Origin of the sequence: Vulcaniibacterium tengchongense (assembly GCF_003814555.1) — a bacterium.
Classification (GTDB): domain Bacteria; phylum Pseudomonadota; class Gammaproteobacteria; order Xanthomonadales; family Xanthomonadaceae; genus Vulcaniibacterium; species Vulcaniibacterium tengchongense.
In genome coordinates, this window is sequence record NZ_RKQN01000002.1 from 263,796 (window position 1) to 287,467 (window position 23,672).

The following is a 23,672-nucleotide window of genomic DNA, read 5'->3' on the forward strand; positions in this document are numbered from 1 at the left end:
CGACGAATGGATTGGGACGACCTGAGGATCTTTCTCGCCGTGGCCCGGCACGGCTCGCTGGGCGCCGCCGCGCGCGCGCTCGGCACCACGCAGCCGACGATCAGCCGGCGCCTGAGCGCGTTCGAACGCCGCGTCGGCGCCAAGCTGCTGGAGCGCAGCCGCACGGGACTGGCGCCGTCCGCGCTCGGCAGGGCGCTGCTGGAGAATCTCGGGCGCATGGAGGAGAACGCGCTCGCCGTGGAGCGGCTGATCGCCGCCGGCGAGGCGGGCTTCGCCGGCAAGATCGCGATCACCAGCCTCGACTGGCTCGGCGACCACCTCGTCGCGCCGCTGGCGGCGCGCTTCGCCACGCTCAACCCTTGCGTCGACGTCGAACTGCTGAACGACGCGCGCGTGTACAACCTGTCCCGGCACGAGGCGCACGTCGCATTCCGCTTCGGCCCCTTCGAACAGGAAGACCTGGTCGTGCGCACGCTGGGCGAGGCCGGCTACGGCCTGTACGCCACGGGCGACTACCTCGAGCGGCACGGCCCGCCCGATTTCGCCGCCGGCTGCCGCGGCCAGGCGATCGCGACGCTGTACGAGAACGCCGCCCACGTGCCCGCGCGCCGATGGCTGCAGGCGCTCGCGCCGAACGCGCGCGTCGTCCTGCACAGCAACGAAGTCCAGGCGCTCTTCGCGCCGGTGGAAGCGGGCGTGGCGATGGCGGCGCTGCCGCGGGTGGTCGCCGACCGCAATCCGCGGCTGCTGCGCGTGGCCGCGCCCCTGCCGGAACCGTCGCAGCCGATCCGGATCGGCTTCCATGCGGGCCTGCGCAAGGTGCCGCGCATCCGCGCGCTGATCGACTTCGCCGCGGCCGAGTTCGAGGCGCGCGCCGGGGAGCTCAAGCCGCCGCCGTGACCTCGCGCGCGCAGCGCCGCGCGACTCGTCCGCGGCCGCGCGACCGCGAAGCCGCTCGCCGCGGATTCGGCTGGTCGCGCGGACCGGCCGGCCGCATCCACCTCGAGCCGCGTCGCGAAGTGCGGCGCGCGCGAGGAATGCAGCATTTCTGAAAGAAGCGTGAAACCAACGGCCCGCTAGCATCGCCGACCGCCACCGCAACGGTGGCCTTTCTTTTTTCCAGGCTGGCAGGATTGTGATGAATCGCTACGAAGCATGCGGTAGGAACCGGTTGTTCGTCGTCATTTCGGGTGTGCTGGCGCTGGCCGCCGCGGGCCCGGGCTTCGCCGACGAGGCCGCCGCCGGCATGGACGCTTCGGTCAACACGCTCGACGCCGTGCAGGTCACGGCGGACTATGGCTACCAACCCGTCGACGTGAAGCAGGGCGCGCCGACCATCGTCGACTCGGTCACCTACGACGACATCGAGGCGCCCACCGGCGACAACTCGATCGCGTCGATGCTGGTGCAGGTGCCCGGCGTCAGCTTCGAGGGCGACGGCGACGAGCCGCGCTACATCACCATCCGCGGCATCTCCGCCGACCTCAACGTCACCACCCTCGACGGGCTGGCGCTGGCGACGCTCGGCGAGAACGGCTCCGGCAGCCGCCGCGTCAACCTGCAGCTGGTGCCCAGCGACATCGCCGAACGCGTCGACGTGTTCAAGGCCTTCACCGCCGAGCAGGACTCGGCCGCGATCGGCGGCGCCGTCGACATCGTCAGCCGCTCCGCCTTCGCCACGCCGGGCCCGTACTTCATGATCGACGGCTACGGCATCTACTCCTCGTTCGAGGGCCCGGCCGGCGAGAACTCCGGCGGCGCGACCAAGTCGCACTGGGGCAAGGGCCTGAAGACCGCCTTCGCCGACCGCTTCGGCGCCGACGGCCAGTTCGGCGTCGTGTTCACCGCGCGCTACCAGGACCGCGTGCGCAACTCCAGCAAGATCTGGAGCGACGCGCGCACCTACTTCAACGAGGCCGGGCAGACCATCGCCGGGCCGGACCCGGCGCTGGGCTGGGACGGCACCAACTCGCTGACCAAGCTGGCCTGGGGCGACTACAGCAACGTGATCACCAACAAGGGCGCCTCGCTGAAGCTGGAATGGCGCCCGCGGGAGGACATCGACACGTTCGCGATGGGCTACCTGTACAACCGCCGCGAATCGTCGACGATGAACTCGACCAACCTGCTCGGCGATGCGCGCGACTTCCCGCAGCGCGACCGGGACACCGGCACCGTGGCGGTGGACTACATCCAGTCGGTGGTGCGCTACAACCAGTGGGACCGCACCGCCAGCGGCCTGATCGGCGGCCTGGACTGGCGGCTGGACGAGGTCTCCGGGCTGTCGCTGCGCGCCGGCTACACCCGCGAGTCGTACCAGGACACCCAGCCTTACCTGCAGACGCGCACCACGCCGGACGGCCAGTACTTCAGCTACCGGATGAGCGAGCTGCCGGAGCTCACCGGCTATACCGGCGACCTGTTCTCCAACCGCTACGTGCTGCGCTCGGCGGAGATGACCTACACCCGCGCGAAGCAGAACGTGCTCGACCTGCGCGCCGACTACGCGTACAACGCCGGACCCGGCGCGATGGGCTTCGGCTTCAAGACCGGCCTGCGCTGGAGCCGGATGCGCATGGGCAAGGACGTCGACAGCGAGCGCCGCGTGACCGGCAGCGACGCCACCGGCTACATGTACGACCCCGGCTATTCGCACCACGGCAGCAACGGCCTGGTCGTGCCGTGGCCCGACTACGACTACTTCTACGGCCGGGTCTATCCGGGCCTGGCGATCGACGCGGCCGCGACCCGCCAGCACAGCACGATCTCCGACTACGCCTACGAGGAGGAGATCGCCAACGCCTACCTGTCGCTGCACTACGCCACCGAGGCCACCCACTACATCCTCGGCCTGCGCTACGACGACGTCGGTTTCGACGGGCGCACGCCGCTCACCCTCGACGGCACGCTCACCGACCAGGTCGTGCACCCGCACGGCGGCGACGAGAGCTGGCTGCCGTCGTTCAACGTGGTGCACGACTTCAACCGGGACTGGAAGCTGCGGGCCTCGGCCAGCCGCACCATCGGACGGCCCACACCCGGCCACCTGGCCCAGGCCGAGAGCCGCACCTGCGGCGACGAGACCACCGGCTGCAGCATCACCCGCGGCAACCCGGAGCTGAAGCCGCGCCGCGCCGACAACTACGACCTGGCGCTGGAGCGCTACTTCGGCGGCAGCGCGCTGATCGCACTGACCGCGTTCCGCAAGGACATCGCCGACGACATCTTCACCCTGACCACCGACGTGGAGCGCGACGGCGTGGTCGACCGCGTGCGCCAGCCGATGAACGCCGAGACCTCGACCATCCAGGGCCTGGAGCTCGCCCTGGTCAACCGTGCGTTCGCGTTCCATCCGAACCTCGGCGCCTCGTTCAACCTCAGCCGGCTGGACGGCGGGATGAACTACGTCACCGACAGCGGCGCCCGCGGCATCGACCGCATGCTCTACCAACCGGACTGGATGGCCAACCTCACCGTCAGCTACCGCATCCCCGCCATCGACGGCACCGTGCGCCTGTCGGTCAACCACCAGGACGACTACCTGACCTCGATCGGGTCCCGCCCCTGGGACGACAAGTACGTCAACGAGATGACGACGATGGACCTGTCGTTCTGGCACAAGGTCGGCGACCGCTGGACCTTCAAGTACGAGATCGACAACCTGCTCGACGCGCATCCGGAGTGGTACCACGCCCGCGACATCGGCGGCACGATCTCGCAGCGCGACGAATACGGCCAGGGCGTGTACTTCCACGCCATCTATTCGTTGGACTGACCTCCGGTTTTTTTCCGCGTTTGCGCGACAAGAGCCGCCGAGGCGGCACGAGGGTTCGCACATGATCGATACGCAACGACGCCGGCTGCTCCAGGCCCTGGGCGCGGGCACGGCCCTGTTCGGCACCGGGCTGGGCGCCCGGGCGCAGCAGGCGCCGCGCAACCTGTGGGCCGACCCCAAGTTCGACCGCGATCCGTTCCAGCTCGGCGTCGCCTCCGGCGAGCCGTCGGCGGACGGCTTCGTGATCTGGACGCGGCTGGCGCCGCAGCCGCTGGAACAGGGCGGCGGCATGGTGATGCGGCCGGTCCCGGTGAGCTGGGAACTGGCCGAGGACGAGGGCTTCCGCAAGGTCGTGCGCAAGGGCAGCGCGCTGGCGCGCCCGGAGCTGGCGCACTCGGTGCACGTCGAGACCGAGGGCCTCGCCCCGGCGCGGCCGTACTGGTACCGCTTCGTCGTCGGCGATGCGGCCAGCCCGGTCGGCCGCAGCGCCACCCTGCCCGCCGCCGGCGCGCGCGTGGACCGCGTGCGCTTCGCGGTGGCCGGCTGCCAGCACTACGAGGAGGGCCACTTCACCGCGTGGCGCCGCATCGCCGAGGAGCCGCTGGACTTCGTGTTCCACTACGGCGACTACATCTACGAGGGCCCGGACCCGGGGCCGGGCGAGCGCAAGGTCAACGGCCGCCCGTTCACGCCGCTGCGCCGCCACGTCGGCGGCGAGATCTACTCGCTCGACGACTATCGCCGCCGCCATGCGCTGTACCGCAGCGACCGCGACCTGCAGGCGGCGCACGCCGCCGCGCCCTGGTTCGTGAGCTTCGACGACCACGAGATCGACAACAACTGGGCGGCCGAGCTCGACCAGGACGGCACGCCGGCCGAGCTGTTCATGCTGCGCCGCGCCGCCGCGATGCAGGCCTACTACGAGCACATGCCGCTGCGCCGCGGCTCGATGCCCGCGAACGGGCACATGCGCATGTACCGCCGCGCGGGCTGGGGCGACCTGCTGCAGGCGCACTTCCTCGACACCCGCCAGTACCGCAGCGACCAGGCCAACGGCGACCGCGACGCGCCGCAGGACGCGGTCGTCGCCGCGCCCGGGCGCACCATGCTCGGCGCCGAGCAGGAGGCCTGGCTGTACGACGGCCTGCGCCCGGACGACGGCCACCGCTGGCACGTGATCGCGCAGCAGGTGAGCCTGGCCAACCTGGCGACGAAGTGGCCCAGGAGCGGCGACGAGATCGTGTACTCGATGGACCAGTGGTCCGGCTACCTGGGCGCGCGCCGCCGCCTGCTCGGCCACATCCAGCGGGCGGGGATGAGGAACGTGGTCACCGTCTGCGGCGACGCGCACCGCCACTTCGCCAGCGACCTGCTCCAGGACCACGAGGACTCGGGGGTGGTCTCCAGCGAGTTCCTCGCCACCTCCATCACCTCCGGCGCGGACGGCATCGGCGAGGACGACGACTTCACCCGCCACGCCCGCAGCCTCAACCCGCACCTGAAGGCGCTGGTCGACCGGCGCGGCTACGTGGTCTGCGACGTCCGCCGCGACGCGTGGCATGCCGACCTGAAGATCCTCGACCGGGTGACGGTGCCGGACCAGCCGGTCCGCAGCCACGCCCGGTTCGCGATCGAGCACGGCCGGCCGGGGCTGCAGACGGCCTAGCGCGATCCGCCCACGGCACCGCCCGAGAGGCGCCAGAGCGGACGCGGGCGGCCCCGGATAGCCCGGCGCGCGCTCCACGGCCGGTTCCGGCGAGGGCGGCCCGGGCAGGCTAAGCTTGCCCGGTGCCCTCGCCCTCGCTGCCGCCGCTGTCGGGTTTGCGCGCCTTCGAGGCGGCGGCGCGGCTCGGCAGCTTCGCGCGCGCCGCGGCCGAGCTCAACATGACCCCGGCGGCGGTCAGCTACCAGATCAAGCAGCTGGAGGCGCGGCTGGGCGTGGTGCTGTTCCGCCGCCTGGCGCGCCGCGTGGAGTTGACGACCAGCGGCGATGCGCTCGCGCCGGCGATCCTCGGCGCGTTCGCCACGATGCGCTCGGCGATCGCGCAGACGGTCGAACGCACGCAGGACGAGCTTTCCATCACCACCCTGCCGACGGTCGGCGCGGCCTGGCTGGCGCCGAAGCTCGGACGCTTCCGCGCGCGCATGCCCGCGCTACGCGTGCGGCTGGACATGAGCGTCCCCACGGCGGACCTCGGTGCGCTCGACTTCGATGTCGCCGTCCGCAGCGGCCGGGGCGATTGGCCCGGGCTGCAGAGCCATCTCCTGGTGCCGAACCTGTTCACCCCGGTGTGCAGCCCGGACCTGCTGGCCGAGGCGGGTCGGTGCCTGCGCGGCGACGGGCCGATGCTGCCGCTGCTGGGCAGGCCGAACTGGTGGAGGCTGTGGTTCGGCGCCCTCGGCCGGCGCGACGTCGACGTGGACGGCGCGATCGGCGCCCTGTTCGGCCTGGAGCATCTCGACGCGGCCGCCGCGATGGCCGGGCACGGCATCGCGATCGTCTCGCCGGTGTTCTTCCAGCGCGAGCTCCTCGCCGGCCGCCTGGTCATGCCGGTCGGCCTGGTGGCCGCCGACGGCCGCGGCTACTGGCTCGCCTATCCGCGTACGCAGGCGACGAGCAAGAAGGTGCGCGCGTTCCGCCAGTGGATCGTCGACGAGGCCGCGGCGGATCTCCATGCCGCGCGCGAATTGCTGGCCCACATCGTGGAGGTGGCCCCGGCGCCCGCGGCATGAGGCGGCGGCGGCCGCAAGCCTCGCTACGGAGACGTACCGCAGGCGCGCCGGGGCGCGCTTTCCTGGATCCGCCAGGCCTGCGCCAGGCGCCCGTCCACGATCCGGAATATCGCGATTCCCTCGCGTTCGCGCCCGTCGGAAAGAGCGGCGAGGTATCGGCTCGCGAGGTACTCGTCGAACACGATCGACTCGGCCAGCGCGACACGCGCCGCGTCGGCGCCGAAGAGCCGGCGGACGTCGACTCCGGACGCCCGGGAAGTCCCGATCAATGGCCGGTCGCCGATGGCGTGGGCGGCGCCCGAGCTCGCGAACAGACGCGCGTCCGGGTGCACCAGTCCGCGGACCGCGCCCGCGTCGCCTCGATTCACCGCGGCGACGAGCCGGTCCACCGCCTCGCGGGTGCCGGCGCCCTTCGCCGGATCGAGCGCCGGTTTGCGCGCGGGATGCCACAGATCGCCGATGATCCCGTCGCGCACCCGGTAGACGACGAGGTTGAAGGCGACGCGCCCGTTCGGCGCGGTGAGGATGTTCTTCGATACCGCCGTGTCCCCGGCGACGATCATCTCCGCGACCTCGAGGCGGATCGGCCCGCCCTCCGCGATCCGCGGGAAGGATGCGACCCGTTCGGCGTGCGTTCCCATGGTCTTCGCCAGCGGGCCGTCGAGCCGGTCCGGATGCTCGGGAGTGCCGTAGATCCGCGAGTCTTCGTCGAACAGGGCCAGGAGCGCGGCGCCGTCCCCGGCGCTGATGGTGCGTGCATCCTCCCGCACGACCTCGGCGACCGACCGCGGAGGCTGCGCCACCAGCGCCGCCGCGGCGAAGAACGACAGCAGGGCCATGCCCCTCAGGATCTGTTTCACGGACGTTTTCCCTCGCAGAAGACCTGCCGCACCCTATCGCCGCCCTGTCGCGGCCACAAACCAAATCTGCCGCCCGAGGCCAAGCGGGCCTTGGCCTTCCGCGCGGCACGGGCAGGACCGCGCCGGGCGCGGGTTCGGCCCGCGCGCCGGCTTCCGGTTACACTTGCGCCGCGATACGCCCGCCGCCGCAGGCGCTGGCCACCGAGGTCCCACGCATGAGCGCCAAGCAAGCCGACCAGTAAGCCGCAACGACCTTCGCTTCCTCGTCGTTGCGGCGTTCCTCCGGCTCATGCCTCCATCGCGAGAACGCCGCCCGTTTCCTTCGTCTGCAAGGAGATTCGATCGTGCGTTCCCACAACGCGACTTCCTGGCGGTTCTCCCCGACCGCCACCGCTCTGCTGCTGTCTCCGTTCAACCTGCTGGCCGCGCTCGGCATGGACATGTACCTGCCGGTGGTGCCGCGCATGGCCGATGCGCTGGGCACCGGCGCCGGCGCCGTGCAGCTCACGCTGACCGTGTACCTGGTGCTGCTCGGCGCCGGGCAGCTGCTGTTCGGCCCGCTGTCCGACCGACTGGGCCGGCGCCCGGTGCTGCTCGGCGGCGGCCTGCTGTTCCTCGCCGCCTCGTTCGGGCTGGCGCTGGCGAGTTCGTCCGCGGCGTTCCTCGCCCTGCGCGTGGCGCAGGCGTGCGGCGCATCGGCGTGCATGGTGGTCGCCTTCGCCACCGTGCGCGACCTGTACGCCGGGCGCGACGAGGGCAGCGCGGTGTATGGCCTGCTGGGTGCGCTGCTGGCGGTCGTGCCCGCGGTCGGTCCGCTGCTCGGCGCGCTGGTGGACGGCTGGGCCGGCTGGCGCGCGATCTTCGTGCTGCTCGGCGCGGGGATGCTCGCCGCGCTGGCCGCGGCCTGGGTGCTGTGGCCGGAAACGCGTGCGCGCACCGCAACCGGCGTGCGCCCGGCCGCGTTGCTGCAACCGCTGCGCAGCCGCCGCTTCGGCTGGTACATGCTCGGCTACAGCGCGGGCATGGGCGCGTTCTTCGTGTTCTTTTCGATCTCGCCGTGGCTGATGATGGGCCGCCTGGGCCTGTCGCAGGTCGCCTTCAGCGCGCTGTTCGCGACGGTGGCGCTGTCGATGATCGCGAGCGCCCGCGTCGTCGGGCGGATGGCGCCGCGCTGGGGCATGCGCCGCTCGCTGCAGGGGGCGATGGCCTGCCTGGTGGCGGCCGGCCTGCTGCTCGGCGCGGGCGAGCTGTTCGCGCCGCGGTCGGTCGCCGCGTTGATCGCGCCGATGTGGCTCGCCGGCGCGGGCATCGCCGCCGCCAACGCGGTCGCGCCCAACGGCGCGATGCGCGGGTTCGACGGCATCGCCGGCACCGCCACCGCCCTGTTCTTCTGCCTCGGCGGCGTGCTGCTGGGCACGGCGGGCACCGCGGCGGCGACGCTGCTGCCGCGCGACACCCACTGGCCGGTCGTCGCCTACTGCCTGGCGCTGCCGCTGTGCGTGCTGGCCGTGTCGTGGCGCGCGCGGAACCCGGAACCCGGAACGCCGCGCCCGGGCACGGAATGACGCCACGGAGCGGGAACGCCGGCGGCATGCGCCACGCACGGCGCACCGGCAGCTCCGCCGCGGCCTCGCCGCAACCCCGGCGAGGCCGCCGCTTCCTCATCGGTCCGGCGATCTCATCGAGCCGGCGATGCCGGCGTCCGGCACCCTTGCCGTAGGCGACGCGTACGGCCGGCCGAAGCGGCGGATCGGTCAAGCACCGGCGAGCGCGAGGAACCGGAGGCGATCCGGATCATGCCGGGCCCTTCCCTCGTTTCGCCTGCCGGCAGACCTTCTCGCCCGCCTCCGCCAGGGCCTGCGCTGCCGGATCGGCGCCGCCGCTCGCGTCGGTGAGGACGCGGTAGTCGACCAGCACGCGCTGGACCGCGCCCGCTTCGGCGTCGTAGGACCGGACCGGCGTGCCCCGCAGGCGGTCGCGGACGCGCCCCGGCGACACCGAGACGAGCGCCACCGCCCCGCAATGGACGAAGTACTCCGCTTCCTGCTCGTCCCAGGCGAGGCGGTTCTGCCGGATCGCCGGATCGGCGGGGTCGCCTGGCGCGAACTCCGGCGGCCGGCGGATCCCGATCTGCACCGCGTAGGTGGTCCCCGGAAGCGCCGCGCCGTTGCCGTCGACGGACGGCAGCCGGTCGTCGGCGCGGATGCGTTGCAGATCGACGTAGAAGCCCTCGCCGAGCGGCGTCCAGCGGGGCGCCGCCTCGGCCGGCGCGAGCAGCGCGAGCAGCGCCCACGCCGGAATCGTCCATTCGTGTTTCATGCCCCCCCTTCGCGGCGCGTCGCGCGGCCGTGCCGCTTCCGCGCGACAGGATAGCCGCTGGCAGGAAGCGGCGAGGTTCGGTGGACCGGGGTTCCGCGCCGCCGGGTTGGAGCTTGCCGTGCGCGGACCAGCCGCCACGCGCCCGGTTCCGCGGCTATCCTCGGCCGGTCCGATTTCCAGGAGACGCAGCATGGACCGGTTCACCGGCGGTTGCCTGTGCGGCGACGTCCGGATCGTGGCGTCGGGGCGCCCGTACCGGGTCGGCCTGTGCCACTGCCTCGACTGCCGCAAGCACCACGGCGCGCTCTTCCATGCCTCCGCGGTGTTTCCGGCCGCGGCGGTGCGGGTCGAAGGCGAAACGCGCGACTACGCCGGGCGGTGCTTTTGCCCCGCTGCGGCTCGTCCGTGTTCTCGCGCACCGCCGACGAGGTCGAAGTGAACCTCGGCTCGCTGGACGCGCCCGACCAGCTGGTGCCGACCTACGAGCTCTGGACCGTCCGCCGCGAATCCTGGCTGCCGCCGTTCCCGCTCGAGCGGCGCTACGAGCGCGATCGCGATGCGGGCAGCCGTTTCGAAGGGTAGTCCGCGCTGCTGCGGACGCGGCGGCCGCGACGCCGCCGCACGATCGCGCGGCTTTGCGGTGCGGTCGTGGGCAGTTGAGCTCCACCGGGACGTCGCCGCGCAATGTAGCCCGGGTAGGGGCGAAGCCCGTACCCGCGTCGCGCCGGCCTATCCGCCCGAAGCCCCGGGTGCGCCTGGCTTGCCCGGGCTACGCCGGCGGGGCTCACCCGTCCGGGCGATCGCAGGCACGACACCGCCCCAATCAGGCGGCAGCCTCCTTGTTGCGCGCACCGGCGGAAAGCCGGATGCGGCCAGTCCTCCACGCGCGCGACGAGCCCGTGTTTGACCGGATTGATGCGCAGATCGTCCACGTGCGTGCCCAGGCCGTCCTCGTCGCGGATCGTGTGTTCCCAGAGGCGCGCCTGCCGCAGGCGAGGCGCGTTCGCGCAAGCATCGTCGGCCGCCATACGCATCGCTTGCCCGCTCGATCGATCGAACGATCGATCGAACGGGCAGCCTAGTTCTCGAATGTCCCGGGGGCGAGCGCATCGATCATGTAGTCGATGAAGCAGGTGATGCGCGAGGCGAGCGTCGTGTTGCGGTAGTAGACGGCGTTGATCGATTGCCGGACATCCAGCGTCGCCTTCGGCATCACCTGCACCAGGCGCCCTTCCCTGCGATCGGCGCCCGTCATGAAGTCCGACAGGCAGACGATGCCCTCGCCGGCCAGCGCCAACTGGCGCAGGGTCTCGCCGCTGGACGACGCGATGTGCGGGCGGATGTGCAGCGGATTGCCGCCCGGGTCGCGCAGGGGCCACTGGTTCAGGGTTTCCGGCTGGGTGAACCCGAGCAGGGAATGGCCGGCCAGGTCCGCCACTCGCCTGGGCGTCCCGGCGCGCGCGAGGTACGCGGGGCTGGCCAGCAGGCGCAGCCGGCTGGTCCCGACCGGACGCGCGTGCAGCGTCGAGTCCTTCAGCGGCCCGATGCGGAATGCCACGTCGGTGCGTTTCTCCAGCAGATCGGTAATGCCCTCGTTGCTGGCGAGTTCCAGCTCCACCTTGGGGAACCGCTCCCGGAACCCGGCGACCCGCGGCACGATGACGTGCAACATGAAGGGAGTGGCCGCGTCCACGCGCAAGCGGCCGGCCGGCTGTTGCCGCCGCGCGGCCATCTGTTCCTCGGCCTCTTCCACCGAATCCAGGATGGCGCGGGCCCGGACGAGGAAAGCCGCGCCTTCTTCCGTCAACTCCAATCGCCGGGTGGTCCGGCGCAGCAAGGTGGTTTCCAGCTTGGACTCCAGCCGTCCCAGCGTGCGGCTGGTGCCGGACACCGTCTGGTCCAAATGCTCGGCCGCCGCGGTGATCGACCCGGTGTCCACCACGGCGGTGAAGGCCTGCAGCTCTTCGAGGGTGATCTTCACTGTTGATTTCAGATCAAAAGTATTTGACCTATTAGGACGTTTTTCTGGAAATGTAAAGTCTCCAGACTCTGCGGCATCGCTTCACCCCCGGAAGCGCGCTGACGTGGAGTCCACCATGCCTCTTGCCCTCCTGGCCCTGACCTTGGCGGCCTTCGCCATCGGGACCACCGAGTTCGTCATCGTCGGCCTGATTCCGACCATCGCGGCCGACCTGGGGGTCGGCCTGCCTTCGGCCGGCCTGCTGGTCAGCCTGTATGCGCTGGGCGTCGCCGTCGGCGCGCCGATCCTGACCGCCATCACGGGCCGGGTGCCGCGCAAGCCGCTCCTGGTCGGGCTGATGGTGCTGTTCACCGTCGGCAACCTGCTGGCCTGGATGGCGCCGGGCTACACCACGCTGATCGTCGCCCGCCTGCTGACCGGCCTGGCGCATGGCGTGTTCTTCTCGGTCGGATCCCTCGTCGCGACCAGCCTGGTGCCGCGCGAGAAGGCGGCCCGGGCGATCGCCACCATGTTCAGCGGCATGACCGTGGCCTTCGTCACCGGCATTCCGCTGGGCACGTTCATCGGCCAGCATTTCGGCTGGCGCACCACTTTCCTGGCGGTCGCCGTGTTCGGCCTGGTGGCGCTGATCGGCGCGCAGTGGCTGGTGCCGCGCGACATCCCGCACGCGCCCCCGGCACCGCTGCGCCGGCAACTGGGCGTGCTGCTGCAGCCGCGCCTGCTGCTGGTCTACGCCATGACCGCGGTCGGCTACGGCGGCTCGCTGATCGCGTTCACCTTCCTCGCCCCCATCCTGGAGGAGATCTCGGGCTTCCCGCCGCCGATGGTGAGCTGGGTGCTGCTGGCGTATGGCATCTCGGTCGCCATCGGCAATGTCTGGGGCGGCCGCCTGGCGGATCGCCGTGGACCGGTCGATGCACTGAAGATCATCTTCGGCTTGCTGGCGCTGGTCCTGCTGGTGCTGACCTTCACCGCGCCGAGCCCGTGGCTGGTCGTGCTGACCGTGCTCGCCTGGGGCGCCGTGGCCTTCGGCAACGTGCCCGGCCTGCAGGTCTACGTGGTGCGGCAGGCCGAACAGGTGGCGCCCGACGCGACCGACGTCGCCGCCGGCTTCAACATCTCCGCCTTCAACCTGGGCGTGGCGGGCGGTTCGTGGGCCGGCGCGCAGGTGGTCGCTCACTTCGGCCTGGCGCACACGCCCTGGATCGCCGCGCTGGTGACGCTGGGCGCGCTTGGCCTGACCGTCCTGTCGGGCCGGCTGGACCGCCGCAGCGCCTCGGCCCTGCCCGCCGGCGCCTGATGTCCCCTCGCACTGTCTCGATGCAATCGGAGCGTTCCATGAATATTCCTTCCTTCGGTGTCGGCACCTTCCGCCTGACCGGCCAGGCCGCCGTCGACTCGGTGCGCAACGCGCTCGACGTGGGCTATCGCGCCATCGACACCGCGCAGATCTACGGCAACGAGGCCGAGGTCGGCCAGGCCATCGCCGAGAGCGGCGTCCCGCGCGACGCGCTGTTCCTGACCACCAAGATCTGGGTCGACAATCTCGCCAGGGACAAGCTGGTTCCGAGCCTGTGCGAGAGCCTGGACAAGCTGCGCACCGACCGCGTGGACCTGACCCTGATCCACTGGCCCGCGCCCGGCAACGGCGTCGGACTGCCCGAGTACATGGCGGCGCTGGCCGAGGCCAAGGCGATGGGGCTGACCCGCCTGATCGGCGTGTCCAACTTCAACATCGAGTTGACCCGGCAAGCCATCGCGGTGGTCGGCCCCGGCGAGATCGCCACCAACCAGATCGAGCTGAGCCCCTACCTGCAGGGCCGCAAGCTGGCCGCGTTCCTGCAGGAGCAGGGCATCACGGTGACCTCGTACATGACCTTGGCCTACGGCAAGGTATTGAAGGACCCCGTGCTGGCGGACATCGCGAGCAAGCACCAGGCCACCGTCGCCCAGGTCGCGTTGGCGTGGGCGCTGCGATTGGGCTACGCGGTGATTCCGTCGTCGACCAAGCGCGAGAACCTCGCCAGCAACCTGTTGGCGCGCGACCTGCACCTCGATGCGGACGACATGGCCAGGATCGCCGCGCTGGAGCGCAACGGCCGCGAGGTCGACCCCGCAGGGCTCGCGCCGGCGTGGGACTGACGGGGCGCCGACCATGCTTGCGCCCCTGTCCCGCCTGACCGCCGGCGGCTTCAGCATCGGCATCGAAGCGCCGCTCGACAACGACTGGACGCCGGCCGGCGACGCGGCACGGCGCCAGTCCGGTCGCCTGCCGGGCGAGCCGGCGCTGCACCGCCACGCCGAACTGGCGCGGCTGGCCGACCGGCTCGGCTTTGCCGCCTTGTGGGTGCGCGACGTACCGCTTTACGACCCGGGCTTTGGCGATGCCGCGCAGGTGTTCGAGGTGTTCGCCTACCTGGGCTACCTGGCCGGCATCACCCGCGACATCCTGCTGGGCACCGCCGCGGTCGTGCTGCCCATCCGCGAACCGTTGTTGACCCTGAAATCGGCCGCGACCGTACAGGCGCTCAGCGGCGATCGCCTGCTGCTGGGCGTCGCCAGCGGCGACCGGCCGGTGGAATACCCCCTGTTCGGCCGCGACTTCGAAAACCGCGGCGCGAACTTCAGGGAGCAGGTGGCGCTGCTGCGCGACGGCGCGCGCGGCCGCCTTCCGGGCGGCCTGGAAGTGCTGCCCCGGCTGGCCTCGCCACTGCCATTGCTGGTGGCGGGCCTGGCCCGGCAGACACCGGCCTGGATCGGCGAGCACATGGACGGCTGCCTCGCCTACCCCGGCACGCCCGAAGACCACCTGCGCCGCGTCGCCGCTTGGCGCGCCGTGGCCGGCGCGAAACCCTATGCCAGCTTCATCCACCTGGACCTGGCCGAACGTCCCGACGAACCGATGCAACGCTGGCGATTCGGCTTCCGCGGCGGCCGCGACGCGCTGGTCGACGAACTGAAGGCGCTGCGCGCCGCCGGCGTCGATCACGTCGGCCTGCATTTCCGCCGCAACCGCCGGCCGCTCGACGAGACCTTCCACGAGATCGCCGAGTACGTCCTTCCCCTCTTCCCCGCCCCATGGGCCGGTACCCGCGTGCCTGCCGAGGAGACCTGCGATGCATGAGATCCAAGACCCCTTGTTCAAGCCCTTCGCCCTGGGCGGACTCGAGCTGCCCAACCGCATCGTGATGCCGCCGATGACGCGCTCGCGCGCCAGCCAGCCGGGCGACGTGCCGAACGAACTGATGGCCGAGTACTACGCCCAGCGCGCCAGCGCCGGCCTGATCATCAGCGAAGGCACCTGGATATCGCCGCTGGGCAAGGGGTACGCATGGACGCCGGGTATCCACAGCCCCGCGCAGGTCGCCGGCTGGCGCAAGGTCACCGGCGCCGTGCACGCCGCCGGCGGGCGCATCTTCGCCCAGCTCTGGCACGTGGGACGCCTCAGCCACACCCGCCTGCTCGATGGGCGCTCGCCGGTGTCGTCCTCGGCCATCCAGGCCACGGGCGTCAACGTCTACGTGGCCGAGCGCGACGGCACGCCGGGTTTCGTCCAGGCATCCACGCCGCGCGCGCTCGCCACGGATGAAATCCCGCGCGTCGTGGACGAGTTCCGCCAGGCGGCACGCAACGCCATGGCGGCCGGCTTCGATGGCGTCGAACTGCATGCCGCCAATGGCTACCTGGTCAACCAGTTCATCGACTCCAACGCCAACGACCGCACCGATGCCTATGGCGGCTCGCTGGAGAACCGCCTGCGTTTCCTGGGCGAGGTGGCGAACGCGCTGGTCGAAGGCACGGGGGACAAGGGGCGCGTCGGCATTCGCCTCGCCCCGTTGACCACGCTCAACGGCTGCTCCGACGACCACCCGGAAATCACCTACATCGCCGCGGCCAGGCTGCTGGGCGAGATCGGCGTGGCCTACGTCCATATTGCCGAGGCCGACTGGGAGGACGCGCCGCACATGCCCGTGGAGTTCAAGCAGCAGCTGCGCGCCGCTTTCCCCGGCGCGCTGATCTACGCCGGCAAGTACACCGCCGAACGCGCCCGCGCCGCGCTGGAGGCCGGCTGGGCCGATCTCATCGCGTTCGGGCGGCCGTTCGTGGCCAACCCCGACCTGCCCGAGCGCCTGCGCATCGGCGCCCCGCTCAACGCCCATGACCGCGCCACCCTGTTCGGGGGCGCGGCGCACGGGCTTACCGACTACCCCACGCTGGCCGGGTCCGCGGCCTGAGCCACCCGACAGGAGAACCGCCATGAACATGCTCGCCCGGCTCGCCCTCGCCTCGGCGCTGCTGCCGTTCGCGCAGGCCGCGAACGCCGCCGATTGGTATCCCTCGCGCTACGGGGCCGACGACCAGATCGGCGCGGCCAACCTGCTGACGCCCGAGGTGGTCAAGCAAGCCGTCGGCCTGGTCAAGACCGGCAAGACCTATCCGCTGGCGGTGCCGGTCGACAAGCACCTGCCGGCGTTCCGCCACCGCAGCTTCCGCCTTTACAACATCCAGCCCGGCGAGCAAGCCGGGAAAACGTCGGGGCCGAACAAGTTCAGCTTCAACGACGAACTGGTCAACGGCTGGACCGGCGTGGGCACGCAGCTCAACGGCATCGGCCATATCGGCATCGACAACGTCTACTACAACGGCAACAAGGCGGCGGACTTCGTCACCGTCGAGGGCGTGACCAGGCTCGGCATCGAGAAGGTCCCGCCGATCGTCACCCGCGGCGTAGTGCTGGACATGACCGCCCACTACGGCAAGGCCATCGTGCCGGGCGGCACCGAGTTCACCGTGGCCGACATCCAGGCGGTGCTGAAAAAGCAAGGCATCGCCCTGCGCAAGGGCGACGTGGTGCTGTTCAACACCGGCTGGCTGGAGTTGATCGGCAAGGACAACCGGCAGTTCCTGGAGGTCGAGCCCGGCATCGGCATGGAAGCGGCCCAATGGCTCGCCGACCAGGGGATCGTGGCCTTCGGCGGGGACACCTGGGCGTCGGAGGTGTACCCGAACCCGCATGGCGACGAGGAGTTCCCGGTCAACCAGTTCATGCTCGCCAAGCGCGGCATCTACAACCTGGAACTGATCGACAGCCGCGCGCTCGTGCGCGATCAGGCCTGGGAGTTCCTGTTTGTTCTAGGTCAACCACTGTACGTCGGCTCTACCCAGGTCAACATCAACCCGGTGGCCATCCGATGAACGCGCCATGCCTACCTCCATTTGCAGGCTGCGCTTTTGAAGTCGCCTATGAAGGCCTCACCGCCATCAATGCCTACGCCGCCGACAGCCTGATACTGCGTTACGAAATCACCGAAGGCGCACTTCGAGGCGCGCGTGGAGAGGTCCATTACCGATGGCGGGAAATCATCCCGGACATCTATGCCATCTCGTGGCAGGAAGCCGATGGCGCCACGGTGGTTCACATCGATGATTTTGCCCTGGGGACATCGCAATCCTTCCTCACCACCCGCGAGCTTGATTTGTACCGGCTATCCGGTGCATTACGTCCGCTAGGCGGAAGTTGAAGCAGCAGCAAGGGGCGCTTCAGCGCGGGCAACGTGAAGCACCATTGCGGTTCGGGCGCTTCGGCCCAGTCGAGCAGTGGATCGGCTTCCACCGCCCGTACCAGTTCGGCTTCCGTTTCGACGCGGCCCCTGAGCTATCGGCTTCGTCGCGGAAACTCGTGGCCAAAGCAGCAAAACGAAGGGGCTGGCGGGACGTCCCGGGGCACGCGAATCGGGCAAGTCACGCCAGCATTTCATGCTCATCGCGCTGGCGCGCCTTGGGTCCGAACCAGCGCTTCATGTGCATCCCCGCCGCAACTGCGGGGCTGTTCGGAAGACGCTAGCAGCTGGACATCAGAATCAGAGACTTAGGTCATGGCTGCCCACCGAAGCGCACCGCAAAAGGCGCTATTCCCTTACAAAAAGGGACGCATATTGCGCTAGTTGCTTAGCGTTTCAATTATTGGGCCTGCTTTTTCGGCTTTTTTAGTGAGCAGCTCGCGGGTGCGCCAGCATTTGTGCGGGTCGAGATGTCGCCTTTTGGGGGATGGTGTCGTTGAAGACAAGAACGTTGAGGGCATGACGCATGCCTCGCCCACTACACGTTCAGAGGACCTTCGCGGGTCGGAGTTCCTTAGGCTCGAGTCTGCCGACGGCCCTCTCTACCCCTTGTCTGACCCTTTGGCGATCAGCCATGCGGCACCAAACTCTGCGTGCTCCTTCAATGACATCGCGTGGTCACCGTCATCGGAAAAAGCCAGACGAATATCGTGCTCGTCGATTCCCATCGAGTAAAGAAGCTGGGCAAGTTCTGGAAGGCTCGCCGCGCGAACAGTTCTAGCGCGGTCAATCAGCGCTACGTACTCCACATTTGCCCATTGCCAGCTTGCGCCCACCAGAATGTCCATACGCGGAGCCTACCGCATAGCAATCGGGGATATTCGCTTACCTCAGGCCCGCTGAATGGCCAAGTCACCAACCTGGGGAGTTCACTGGGCTGTCGCATCCCGATCAAAATCGAGCCGGCGCAAATGTCACCAGTTTTGGGGTAACTGCCAACAGAAAATGCGCGTTCAGCCCTCCAAGGGGCCACTACCGGAAGTGATCGTCGCCTCGAATGCCCAGCGCAATGCCTCGGTATCTACCATGGCGTGGTGTCGCCGTACCTTGGCGTGCGGACGATTCTCCAAATACTCCTCGATCCGCGTCAGCACGTCTCCGAAGGTGGCCAACATATATCGGTACGGGACTGCTGAAGGCAGGTCTTGCTGGCCAAAGCCCCTGAGGGCGTGCGATAGCAGGATGAAGTCCAAATCACTGTCGGCAATCAGGAGCGGATCTTTCAAGGACGCCAGGAAGACACGTAGTTCCTTGAAGAAGGCTCCGTCCGGAAGCGCGGATGGCCCGACCTCGCGCACAAAGTTCGACGGAGCTTTGGGCAGTGGAGTGCGCTCCGCGTAAAAGCGGTGCTGACCATCCTGCGTTACTAATGCCAGGCTGACCAATTCGCGCGTGGTCTCGTTTTCCCACTCGACGTCGACGAACACGCGCATTCTCTACCTCTACAAGGCGTCGCGGGCCCTTTCAGGCCCTATCTCCGTCGGTTATCGGGCCCGCGCTATTGAACACAGGTTTCAGGCCAAGCCATGCCCACGCCATCAGTTGTGCGTGAGAAATCGTCCGACCTGCCTCTACGTCGGCCAGCCCGGCGAGTGTCTGCTGATGCTTCTCTTCATCCGATAACTCCGGCACGCACGTGATCAGGTCGCGATCAGATTGGTCCATGCTTAGGACTCCACCCGTTCTTCCGGGATCACTATACCCACGGGATGGTTGCCAGAGGTTGGATCACCCTGTAGCTGGCAATCACCCATCGATGGCTGCTTCCGGCCAACAGCCGACATCGGCACCACGTTCGTAGTCGATATTATTTGCGAGGTTCCGACGGGCCCTGGCTGTATTCGTCGTCGCTCACGTGCTCCATCCATGTCACGACTTTTGCATCGAGCGCTTCCTGAATCGCGATGTGCGTCATCGCGGTCGTTGGCGTGGCGCCATGCCAGTGACGATGGCCGGGCGGGCACCAGATGATGTCGCCGGCGTTGATCTCGACGACTGGTTCGCCTTCGCACTGCGTCCAGCCTTTTCCGGATGTGACGATCAGCGTCTGCCCCAGCGGATGGCTGTGCCACGCGGTGCGCGCGCCCGGTTCGAAAGTTACGGTTGCACCCGCCACGCGCGAGGGTGCTTCCCTCTGGAACTGCATGTCGATCCTGACGTTGCCGGTGAAGTATTCCGCAGGACCTTTGCTGGAGGGGAGGGATCCGTTTCGATCGATGTGCATGGTGTCGGCTCCTCTGGATGATGCGAGCGAGAATGGAATCTGTCCCAGGCTGGCGACGGCAAAGGCCAGCACTGACGACAGCAGGCGTGGTTTCGAAATTTGCATGGAATCTCCTGGGCCAAGTGTTCTCGGCAACGTGACGGGTCGGATTACTCGGATTACTGCTCCGAAAAAACAACACGGCTGCTGCCGCGCCCCAGTACCCGGCTCACATCTTCGGGATCCTCCACGCGACCCAGGCGGGTGTAGGCGTAGGAGGAGCGGAAAGTCTTGTAGAACACGACCACCGTGCTGGCGCCGTAAAGCATCAGGTCGCCGTTGTGGATTGTTCCGGGCCGGCTGGCATCGGTGGGCAGCGGTTGCGATACACCGGCGTGTTTCTCGTTGCCGTTGAGTTCGGCCATCTCCAGGGTCACGGGCAGCCGTGCTGCGAATGCCTTCGCGGCATCGGTATCCGCCAGGGTGACGGAGAAGCGGCGTTCGCCGACGGTCATCCACATGCGGGTTCTCTCCTGTGTGGTGGAAGCTCCGGGTACGTCTTGAGTGACAACATTCGATGTCTGCCGCTCGGAAGCCCTGCAACCGCCGAGCATCAGCATACCGGGCACCAGGACCAGCGCGTGCAGGCTTGCTTGCTTCAACAATCGGATTGTGGACCGCAAGGTGTTAAGCGACATGAGACGTTCCTGCTCGGCGATGCTCAGGCGACTTGCGATGCTGTTGCGCGCGACGTAAGCAGGGTCAGGAGTGCACCCAGCAGCAGTACGACCGCGCTCGCGACAAAGGTGCTTCGGTAACCGCTGCTGTCGAAGAACATCCCGCCTGCGGTCGATCCCAACGCGATAGCCAACTGGACTACTGCGACCATCAGGCCACCGCCTGCTTCGGCATCGTCGGGCATCATGGCGGCGATCCAACTCCACCAGCCCACGGGCGCCGCGGTTGCCAGCAATCCCCATAAGGCGAGCAGGGCAGCGACGGCGCCGACCGATCCACCGAAGGGAATCAGGTTCAATGCAAGCGCTGCCATCAGTACGGGAATGACGATCAATACCCGATACACGCCGCGCTTGAGGACGACGCCAATCATCGCGGTGCCGATGAAACCAGCCACGCCGATGGCCAGGAGGATCAACGACAGCGTGGACACATTCACGTGCGTTACCGTTTCCAGGAACGGCCGCACATACGTGAACAACGCGAACTGCCCCATGAAGAACGCGCCGCAGGCAGCCATGCCGAGCACGATGGTTCGACGCTTGAGCAGCCCGAACACATTGGCGGACTTGTTGCCGCGCGATGCTGACATCGTGGGCAAACTGATCCACTGCCAAGCGAGCGCGATGGCGGCCACCGGAATCAGGCAGAAGAATGCACCACGCCAGCCAATGATTGAACCCAGATAGCTGCCCAGAGGTGCAGCGATCACCGTCGCCAGCGCATTTCCACCATTGAAGATGGCCAACGCACGTGGAACCTGTGCGGCGGGCACGAGGCGCATTGCAGTGGCGGCGGACATCGACCAGAAACCACCGATCACCACGCCGATCAACGCGCGACCGATCATGTAAACGGCGTAGTTCGGCGCCAGCGCAACCACCGCGCCGGATACGGCCATCAGGCCGGTCAGCAACAGCAGCAGCGTCTTGCGGTCCATGCGGCCCGCCAATGCGGAGAGCGACAAGCTCGTCAGTACCGCGAACGCACCGGAAATGGCGATCCCGTAACCGGCCGCGCCTTCGCTGACGTGCAAGTCGGTGGCCATCGGCGTCAACAGAGTGACGGGCATGAATTCCGAGGCAATCAACGCGAACACGCACAGCGTCATGGCGAAGACGCCGCCCCAATGAGCGCGGCGTGCGCTTGCCTGATGCTGGCCGGCGTCCACAGCGATGTTGATGGCGGCGCTCATGGTTCGTGATGTCCGGTTACTGGAACGGGCCGATGACAGTCCTCACTCGGCCGCGAGGTTCTGCTTGAAGAAGGCCGCCAACTTGTCGAAAGGAATGAGATCCGTGCGGTCGTAGAGGTCGACGTGACCCGCGTCCTTCACCCAATAGAGTTCCTTCGGTTGGCCGGCCAGGCGGTAGGCTTCCTCACTGAATTCCTTCGAGTGCGCCTGATCGCCGGCGATGAACAACATCGGGCGCGGCGAGATCGTCGCAATGTCGTTGAACGGGTAGAAGTTCATGAACTTGACGTTGCTGGTGAGCGTCGGATGCGTCGTCAGCGCGGGGGAAGAACTCGCCGGCGTGAACTCGCCGCGGGGCGTGCGGTAGAAGTCGTAGAACTCGCGCTGGATCGGATGCGTGTTCGCATCGAGCTGGTGCACGGTGCCGCCGGTGTATTTCGTCGCCCCACCTTCTGCTTCGACCCAGCGCTGCTGCGCCGCTTCGGCGATGATCGCCTTGCGCTGTTCGAGGGTCTGCGAGTGGTTCAGGGCATCGCGTGTCGCCGCACCCATGTCGTACATGCTCACGGTCGCGATCGCCTTCATGCGCGGGTCGATCTTGGCCGCGCTGATCACGAAGCTGCCGCTTCCGCAGATGCCGAGCACGCCGATGCGCTCACGATCAACGAAAGACTGCGTGCCAAGGTAATCCACCGCCGCGCTGAAGGCTTCGGCGTAGATGTCCGGTGCGACCACGTTCCGCGGCTGGCCTTCGCTCTCGCCCCAGAACGACTGGTCGATCGCCAGGGTGATGAAACCCTGTTCGGCCAGCTTCTGCGCGTAAAGGTTCGAGCTTTGCTCCTTCACCGCGCCCATCGGGTGCCCGACGATGATCGCGGGATACCTGACTCCCGGCTTCCTGTCCTTGGGCAGGAACAGATTGCCCACGATCTTCATGCGGTACTGGTTGTCGAAGGAGACCTTTTCCGTGGTGAGCTGGTTGCTGGTGTAGAAGTTGTTCGCGCCGTGGGACATGTCGGCTCCAGTGGCAATGAGGGGACTGATCAACAGCGCGCTGAGCGCCAGAAGCTTCTTCATGGGATCTCCGCTTGGGACTCCCGGATCAGGAGGCGGGACCATTGTCCGTGTGGGCGATCTGTTTGATTAGGTGATGAATCCTTTTAGGCACTATTAGTTCTGCTAACCAATAGGCTGTGCCACACTCGTCCCATGTCACGCCGCAACCTCAACGATCTACTGGCTTTCGTCACCGTGGCCCGGGAGGGGAGCTTCACCCGCGCGGGCGCTGTCCTGGGCGTGTCGCAGTCGGCGCTCAGTCAGGCCATTAAGGCGCTCGAGGAGCGGCTGGAGATCCGCTTGCTGAACCGGACCACGCGCAGCGTGTCGCCGACACCCGCGGGCGAACGGCTGCTATCTGCCATCGGTAACCGCTTCGACGAGATCGAGGCCGAGCTGGATGCGCTCACGGAATTGCGGGACAAACCGGCCGGCTCGGTCCGCATCACCAGCGGCGACCACGTCCTGCGGACGATCCTCTTGCCCAAGCTGCTGCCGGTGATGCATCGCTATCCGGACATCCACATCGAATTCGATGTGAGCTATGGATTCCGCGACATCGTGGCTGACCGCTTCGATGCCGGCGTTCGCCTGGGCGAGAGCATCGACAGGGACATGATCGCCATGCCCATCAGTCCGAAGTTGCGAATGGCCGCGGTTGCTTCGCCTTGCTACTTCGAAAAGCACCCGGTGCCGAAAGTCCCCGAGGACTTGCAGCGGCACAACTGCATCAACATCCGCTTCCCGTCGGGCGGTGTGTATGTGTGGGAGTTCGAGCGTCGCGGCCGAGAGGTGAAGGTGCGCGTCGAGGGACAGGCGATCTTCAATACCTCGCCTCATATCGTGCTCGCGGCACTTGACGGGCTGGGTATCGCGTTCCTGCCGGAAGAAGAGTTCGCGCCGCACATCGAAGAAGGGCGACTGGTTCGCGTGCTGCAGGACTGGTGCCCACCGTTTGCCGGGTACCACCTTTATTACCCGAGCCGCCGCCAGCATTCGCCTGCGTTCTCGCTCGTCGTGGACGCACTACGGATGTAATGACTGGTTATAGCAGCAGGGCAACTGGTCGTCCTCGCTGCTAACCGAGTCACGTAGTGCCGGATCGGATTCCCCAAGCCAGGCCATCGGTCAGTACGACGCTTGCGTCTTCTGCATCCACCACTAGCGCCTTATGGGTGCCGAACTAGTGGC

The 23,672-nt window shown here is 68.3% G+C and carries 25 protein-coding genes; 15 read left to right on the plus strand and 10 right to left on the minus strand.

The window, feature by feature from the left end:
• The first annotated feature begins 6 nt into the window (after positions 1-6).
• The 4 genes from EDC50_RS07595 to EDC50_RS07610 all read left to right on the plus strand — a co-directional run bounded on the left by EDC50_RS07595 (position 7) and on the right by EDC50_RS07610 (position 6,508).
• Positions 7-900, plus strand: a complete 894-nt coding sequence (locus EDC50_RS07595; RefSeq protein WP_158635669.1) for a LysR family transcriptional regulator — start codon at positions 7-9, stop codon at positions 898-900.
• Positions 901-1,171: 271 nt separating this feature from the next.
• Complete coding sequence (locus EDC50_RS07600; RefSeq protein ID WP_158635668.1) at positions 1,172-3,775, plus strand: TonB-dependent receptor; 2,604 nt, start codon at positions 1,172-1,174, stop codon at positions 3,773-3,775.
• A gap of 61 nt (positions 3,776-3,836) precedes the next feature.
• On the plus strand, positions 3,837-5,441 hold the full coding sequence (locus EDC50_RS07605) for an alkaline phosphatase D family protein (protein ID WP_123769891.1): 1,605 nt from the start codon (positions 3,837-3,839) through the stop codon (positions 5,439-5,441).
• 122 nt (positions 5,442-5,563) lie between these two features.
• Positions 5,564-6,508, plus strand: a complete 945-nt coding sequence (locus EDC50_RS07610; RefSeq protein WP_123769892.1) for a LysR substrate-binding domain-containing protein — start codon at positions 5,564-5,566, stop codon at positions 6,506-6,508.
• A 23-nt stretch (positions 6,509-6,531) separates the two neighbouring features.
• Here the strand turns inward: EDC50_RS07610 and EDC50_RS07615 are convergent, their stop codons facing one another.
• The gene (locus EDC50_RS07615; RefSeq protein WP_123769893.1) at positions 6,532-7,368 is read right to left on the minus strand and encodes a nuclear transport factor 2-like protein; all 837 of its coding nucleotides are present in this window, start codon (positions 7,366-7,368) and stop codon (positions 6,532-6,534) included.
• Positions 7,369-7,712: 344 nt separating this feature from the next.
• Here EDC50_RS07615 and cml point away from each other — a divergent pair, with 344 nt between their 5' ends.
• Positions 7,713-8,933, plus strand: a complete 1,221-nt coding sequence (gene cml, locus EDC50_RS07620) for a CmlA/FloR family chloramphenicol efflux MFS transporter (RefSeq protein ID WP_123769894.1) — start codon at positions 7,713-7,715, stop codon at positions 8,931-8,933.
• 229 nt (positions 8,934-9,162) lie between these two features.
• On the opposite strand, the gene EDC50_RS07625 is transcribed toward cml, so the two are convergent.
• On the minus strand, positions 9,163-9,879 hold the full coding sequence (locus EDC50_RS07625; RefSeq protein WP_123769895.1) for a hypothetical protein: 717 nt from the start codon (positions 9,877-9,879) through the stop codon (positions 9,163-9,165).
• Between EDC50_RS07625 and EDC50_RS16880 the strand changes: the two genes are divergently transcribed.
• The 3 genes from EDC50_RS16880 (at position 9,878) to EDC50_RS07635 (ending at position 10,769) form a co-directional block, all read left to right on the plus strand.
• Complete coding sequence (locus EDC50_RS16880; protein WP_199742067.1) at positions 9,878-10,126, plus strand: GFA family protein; 249 nt, start codon at positions 9,878-9,880, stop codon at positions 10,124-10,126. The two genes, EDC50_RS07625 and EDC50_RS16880, sit on opposite strands and share 2 nt — an antisense overlap.
• Positions 10,093-10,269, plus strand: a complete 177-nt coding sequence (locus tag EDC50_RS16490; protein ID WP_199742066.1) for a hypothetical protein — start codon at positions 10,093-10,095, stop codon at positions 10,267-10,269. Before EDC50_RS16880 ends, EDC50_RS16490 begins: the two co-directional genes overlap by 34 nt.
• A gap of 284 nt (positions 10,270-10,553) precedes the next feature.
• Entirely contained in the window at positions 10,554-10,769 is a 216-nt protein-coding gene (locus EDC50_RS07635; RefSeq protein WP_123769896.1) for a hypothetical protein, read from the plus strand.
• Here EDC50_RS07635 and EDC50_RS07640 read toward each other — a convergent pair.
• A complete protein-coding gene (locus EDC50_RS07640; protein ID WP_123769897.1) occupies positions 10,766-11,668 on the minus strand; it encodes a LysR family transcriptional regulator in 903 nt (300 codons plus the stop codon). The two genes, EDC50_RS07635 and EDC50_RS07640, sit on opposite strands and share 4 nt — an antisense overlap.
• Before the next feature lie 115 nt (positions 11,669-11,783).
• Here EDC50_RS07640 and EDC50_RS07645 point away from each other — a divergent pair, with 115 nt between their 5' ends.
• From EDC50_RS07645 to EDC50_RS07670, 6 genes are read left to right on the plus strand one after another with little or no spacing between them, the layout of a single operon-like run.
• Complete coding sequence (locus EDC50_RS07645) at positions 11,784-12,968, plus strand: MFS transporter (RefSeq protein WP_123769898.1); 1,185 nt, start codon at positions 11,784-11,786, stop codon at positions 12,966-12,968.
• A 38-nt stretch (positions 12,969-13,006) separates the two neighbouring features.
• Positions 13,007-13,810: a 2,5-didehydrogluconate reductase DkgB gene (gene dkgB, locus EDC50_RS07650; protein ID WP_123769899.1), complete on the plus strand. Its 804-nt coding sequence runs from the start codon at positions 13,007-13,009 to the stop codon at positions 13,808-13,810.
• Between the two features lie 13 nt (positions 13,811-13,823).
• The gene (locus EDC50_RS07655; RefSeq protein ID WP_123769900.1) at positions 13,824-14,792 is read left to right on the plus strand and encodes a TIGR03571 family LLM class oxidoreductase; all 969 of its coding nucleotides are present in this window, start codon (positions 13,824-13,826) and stop codon (positions 14,790-14,792) included.
• Entirely contained in the window at positions 14,785-15,903 is a 1,119-nt protein-coding gene (locus tag EDC50_RS07660; protein ID WP_123769901.1) for an alkene reductase, read from the plus strand. Before EDC50_RS07655 ends, EDC50_RS07660 begins: the two co-directional genes overlap by 8 nt.
• 22 nt (positions 15,904-15,925) lie before the next feature.
• Positions 15,926-16,864 (plus strand): cyclase family protein, encoded by a 939-nt coding sequence (locus tag EDC50_RS07665; protein ID WP_123769902.1) that lies wholly within the window; start codon positions 15,926-15,928, stop codon positions 16,862-16,864.
• Positions 16,861-17,190: a MoaF-related domain-containing protein gene (locus EDC50_RS07670; protein WP_123769903.1), complete on the plus strand. Its 330-nt coding sequence runs from the start codon at positions 16,861-16,863 to the stop codon at positions 17,188-17,190. Before EDC50_RS07665 ends, EDC50_RS07670 begins: the two co-directional genes overlap by 4 nt.
• A 641-nt stretch (positions 17,191-17,831) precedes the next feature.
• Here EDC50_RS07670 and EDC50_RS07675 read toward each other — a convergent pair.
• The 7 genes from EDC50_RS07675 to EDC50_RS07705 all read right to left on the minus strand — a co-directional run bounded on the left by EDC50_RS07675 (position 17,832) and on the right by EDC50_RS07705 (position 22,502).
• On the minus strand, positions 17,832-18,077 hold the full coding sequence (locus tag EDC50_RS07675; RefSeq protein WP_123769904.1) for a hypothetical protein: 246 nt from the start codon (positions 18,075-18,077) through the stop codon (positions 17,832-17,834).
• Positions 18,078-18,242: 165 nt separating this feature from the next.
• Complete coding sequence (locus EDC50_RS07680) at positions 18,243-18,722, minus strand: 3'-5' exoribonuclease (protein WP_123769905.1); 480 nt, start codon at positions 18,720-18,722, stop codon at positions 18,243-18,245.
• Between the two features lie 31 nt (positions 18,723-18,753).
• Positions 18,754-18,954: a hypothetical protein gene (locus EDC50_RS07685; RefSeq protein ID WP_123769906.1), complete on the minus strand. Its 201-nt coding sequence runs from the start codon at positions 18,952-18,954 to the stop codon at positions 18,754-18,756.
• Between the two features lie 142 nt (positions 18,955-19,096).
• Positions 19,097-19,618, minus strand: coding sequence for a (R)-mandelonitrile lyase (locus tag EDC50_RS07690; RefSeq protein WP_425477905.1), 522 nt, complete (start codon positions 19,616-19,618; stop codon positions 19,097-19,099).
• A gap of 53 nt (positions 19,619-19,671) precedes the next feature.
• The gene (locus tag EDC50_RS07695) at positions 19,672-20,190 is read right to left on the minus strand and encodes a cyclophilin-like fold protein (RefSeq protein WP_242002972.1); all 519 of its coding nucleotides are present in this window, start codon (positions 20,188-20,190) and stop codon (positions 19,672-19,674) included.
• Between the two features lie 23 nt (positions 20,191-20,213).
• On the minus strand, positions 20,214-21,425 hold the full coding sequence (locus EDC50_RS07700; RefSeq protein ID WP_123769907.1) for an MFS transporter: 1,212 nt from the start codon (positions 21,423-21,425) through the stop codon (positions 20,214-20,216).
• A 42-nt stretch (positions 21,426-21,467) separates the two neighbouring features.
• The gene (locus EDC50_RS07705; RefSeq protein ID WP_123769908.1) at positions 21,468-22,502 is read right to left on the minus strand and encodes an alpha/beta hydrolase; all 1,035 of its coding nucleotides are present in this window, start codon (positions 22,500-22,502) and stop codon (positions 21,468-21,470) included.
• Positions 22,503-22,634: 132 nt separating this feature from the next.
• Between EDC50_RS07705 and EDC50_RS07710 the strand changes: the two genes are divergently transcribed.
• A complete protein-coding gene (locus tag EDC50_RS07710) occupies positions 22,635-23,519 on the plus strand; it encodes a LysR family transcriptional regulator (protein WP_123769909.1) in 885 nt (294 codons plus the stop codon).
• The last annotated feature ends 153 nt before the right edge of the window (positions 23,520-23,672 follow it).

Coding starts and splice junctions, on each gene's coding strand:
- EDC50_RS07595 (WP_158635669.1), top strand. CDS start 7: ATGGATTGGGACGACCTGAGGATCTTTCTCGCCGTGGCCCGGCACGGC.
- EDC50_RS07605 (WP_123769891.1), top strand. CDS start 3,837: ATGATCGATACGCAACGACGCCGGCTGCTCCAGGCCCTGGGCGCGGGC.
- EDC50_RS16880 (WP_199742067.1), top strand. CDS start 9,878: ATGGACCGGTTCACCGGCGGTTGCCTGTGCGGCGACGTCCGGATCGTG.
- EDC50_RS07625 (WP_123769895.1), bottom strand. CDS start 9,879: ATGCTGCGTCTCCTGGAAATCGGACCGGCCGAGGATAGCCGCGGAACC.
- EDC50_RS07635 (WP_123769896.1), top strand. CDS start 10,554: ATGCGGCCAGTCCTCCACGCGCGCGACGAGCCCGTGTTTGACCGGATT.
- EDC50_RS07645 (WP_123769898.1), top strand. CDS start 11,784: ATGCCTCTTGCCCTCCTGGCCCTGACCTTGGCGGCCTTCGCCATCGGG.
- dkgB (WP_123769899.1), top strand. CDS start 13,007: ATGAATATTCCTTCCTTCGGTGTCGGCACCTTCCGCCTGACCGGCCAG.
- EDC50_RS07655 (WP_123769900.1), top strand. CDS start 13,824: ATGCTTGCGCCCCTGTCCCGCCTGACCGCCGGCGGCTTCAGCATCGGC.
- EDC50_RS07660 (WP_123769901.1), top strand. CDS start 14,785: ATGCATGAGATCCAAGACCCCTTGTTCAAGCCCTTCGCCCTGGGCGGA.
- EDC50_RS07665 (WP_123769902.1), top strand. CDS start 15,926: ATGAACATGCTCGCCCGGCTCGCCCTCGCCTCGGCGCTGCTGCCGTTC.
- EDC50_RS07670 (WP_123769903.1), top strand. CDS start 16,861: ATGAACGCGCCATGCCTACCTCCATTTGCAGGCTGCGCTTTTGAAGTC.
- EDC50_RS07675 (WP_123769904.1), bottom strand. CDS start 18,077: ATGGACATTCTGGTGGGCGCAAGCTGGCAATGGGCAAATGTGGAGTAC.
- EDC50_RS07680 (WP_123769905.1), bottom strand. CDS start 18,722: ATGCGCGTGTTCGTCGACGTCGAGTGGGAAAACGAGACCACGCGCGAA.
- EDC50_RS07685 (WP_123769906.1), bottom strand. CDS start 18,954: ATGGACCAATCTGATCGCGACCTGATCACGTGCGTGCCGGAGTTATCG.
- EDC50_RS07690 (WP_425477905.1), bottom strand. CDS start 19,618: ATGCAAATTTCGAAACCACGCCTGCTGTCGTCAGTGCTGGCCTTTGCC.
- EDC50_RS07695 (WP_242002972.1), bottom strand. CDS start 20,190: ATGTCGCTTAACACCTTGCGGTCCACAATCCGATTGTTGAAGCAAGCA.
- EDC50_RS07700 (WP_123769907.1), bottom strand. CDS start 21,425: ATGAGCGCCGCCATCAACATCGCTGTGGACGCCGGCCAGCATCAGGCA.
- EDC50_RS07705 (WP_123769908.1), bottom strand. CDS start 22,502: ATGAAGAAGCTTCTGGCGCTCAGCGCGCTGTTGATCAGTCCCCTCATT.
- EDC50_RS07710 (WP_123769909.1), top strand. CDS start 22,635: ATGTCACGCCGCAACCTCAACGATCTACTGGCTTTCGTCACCGTGGCC.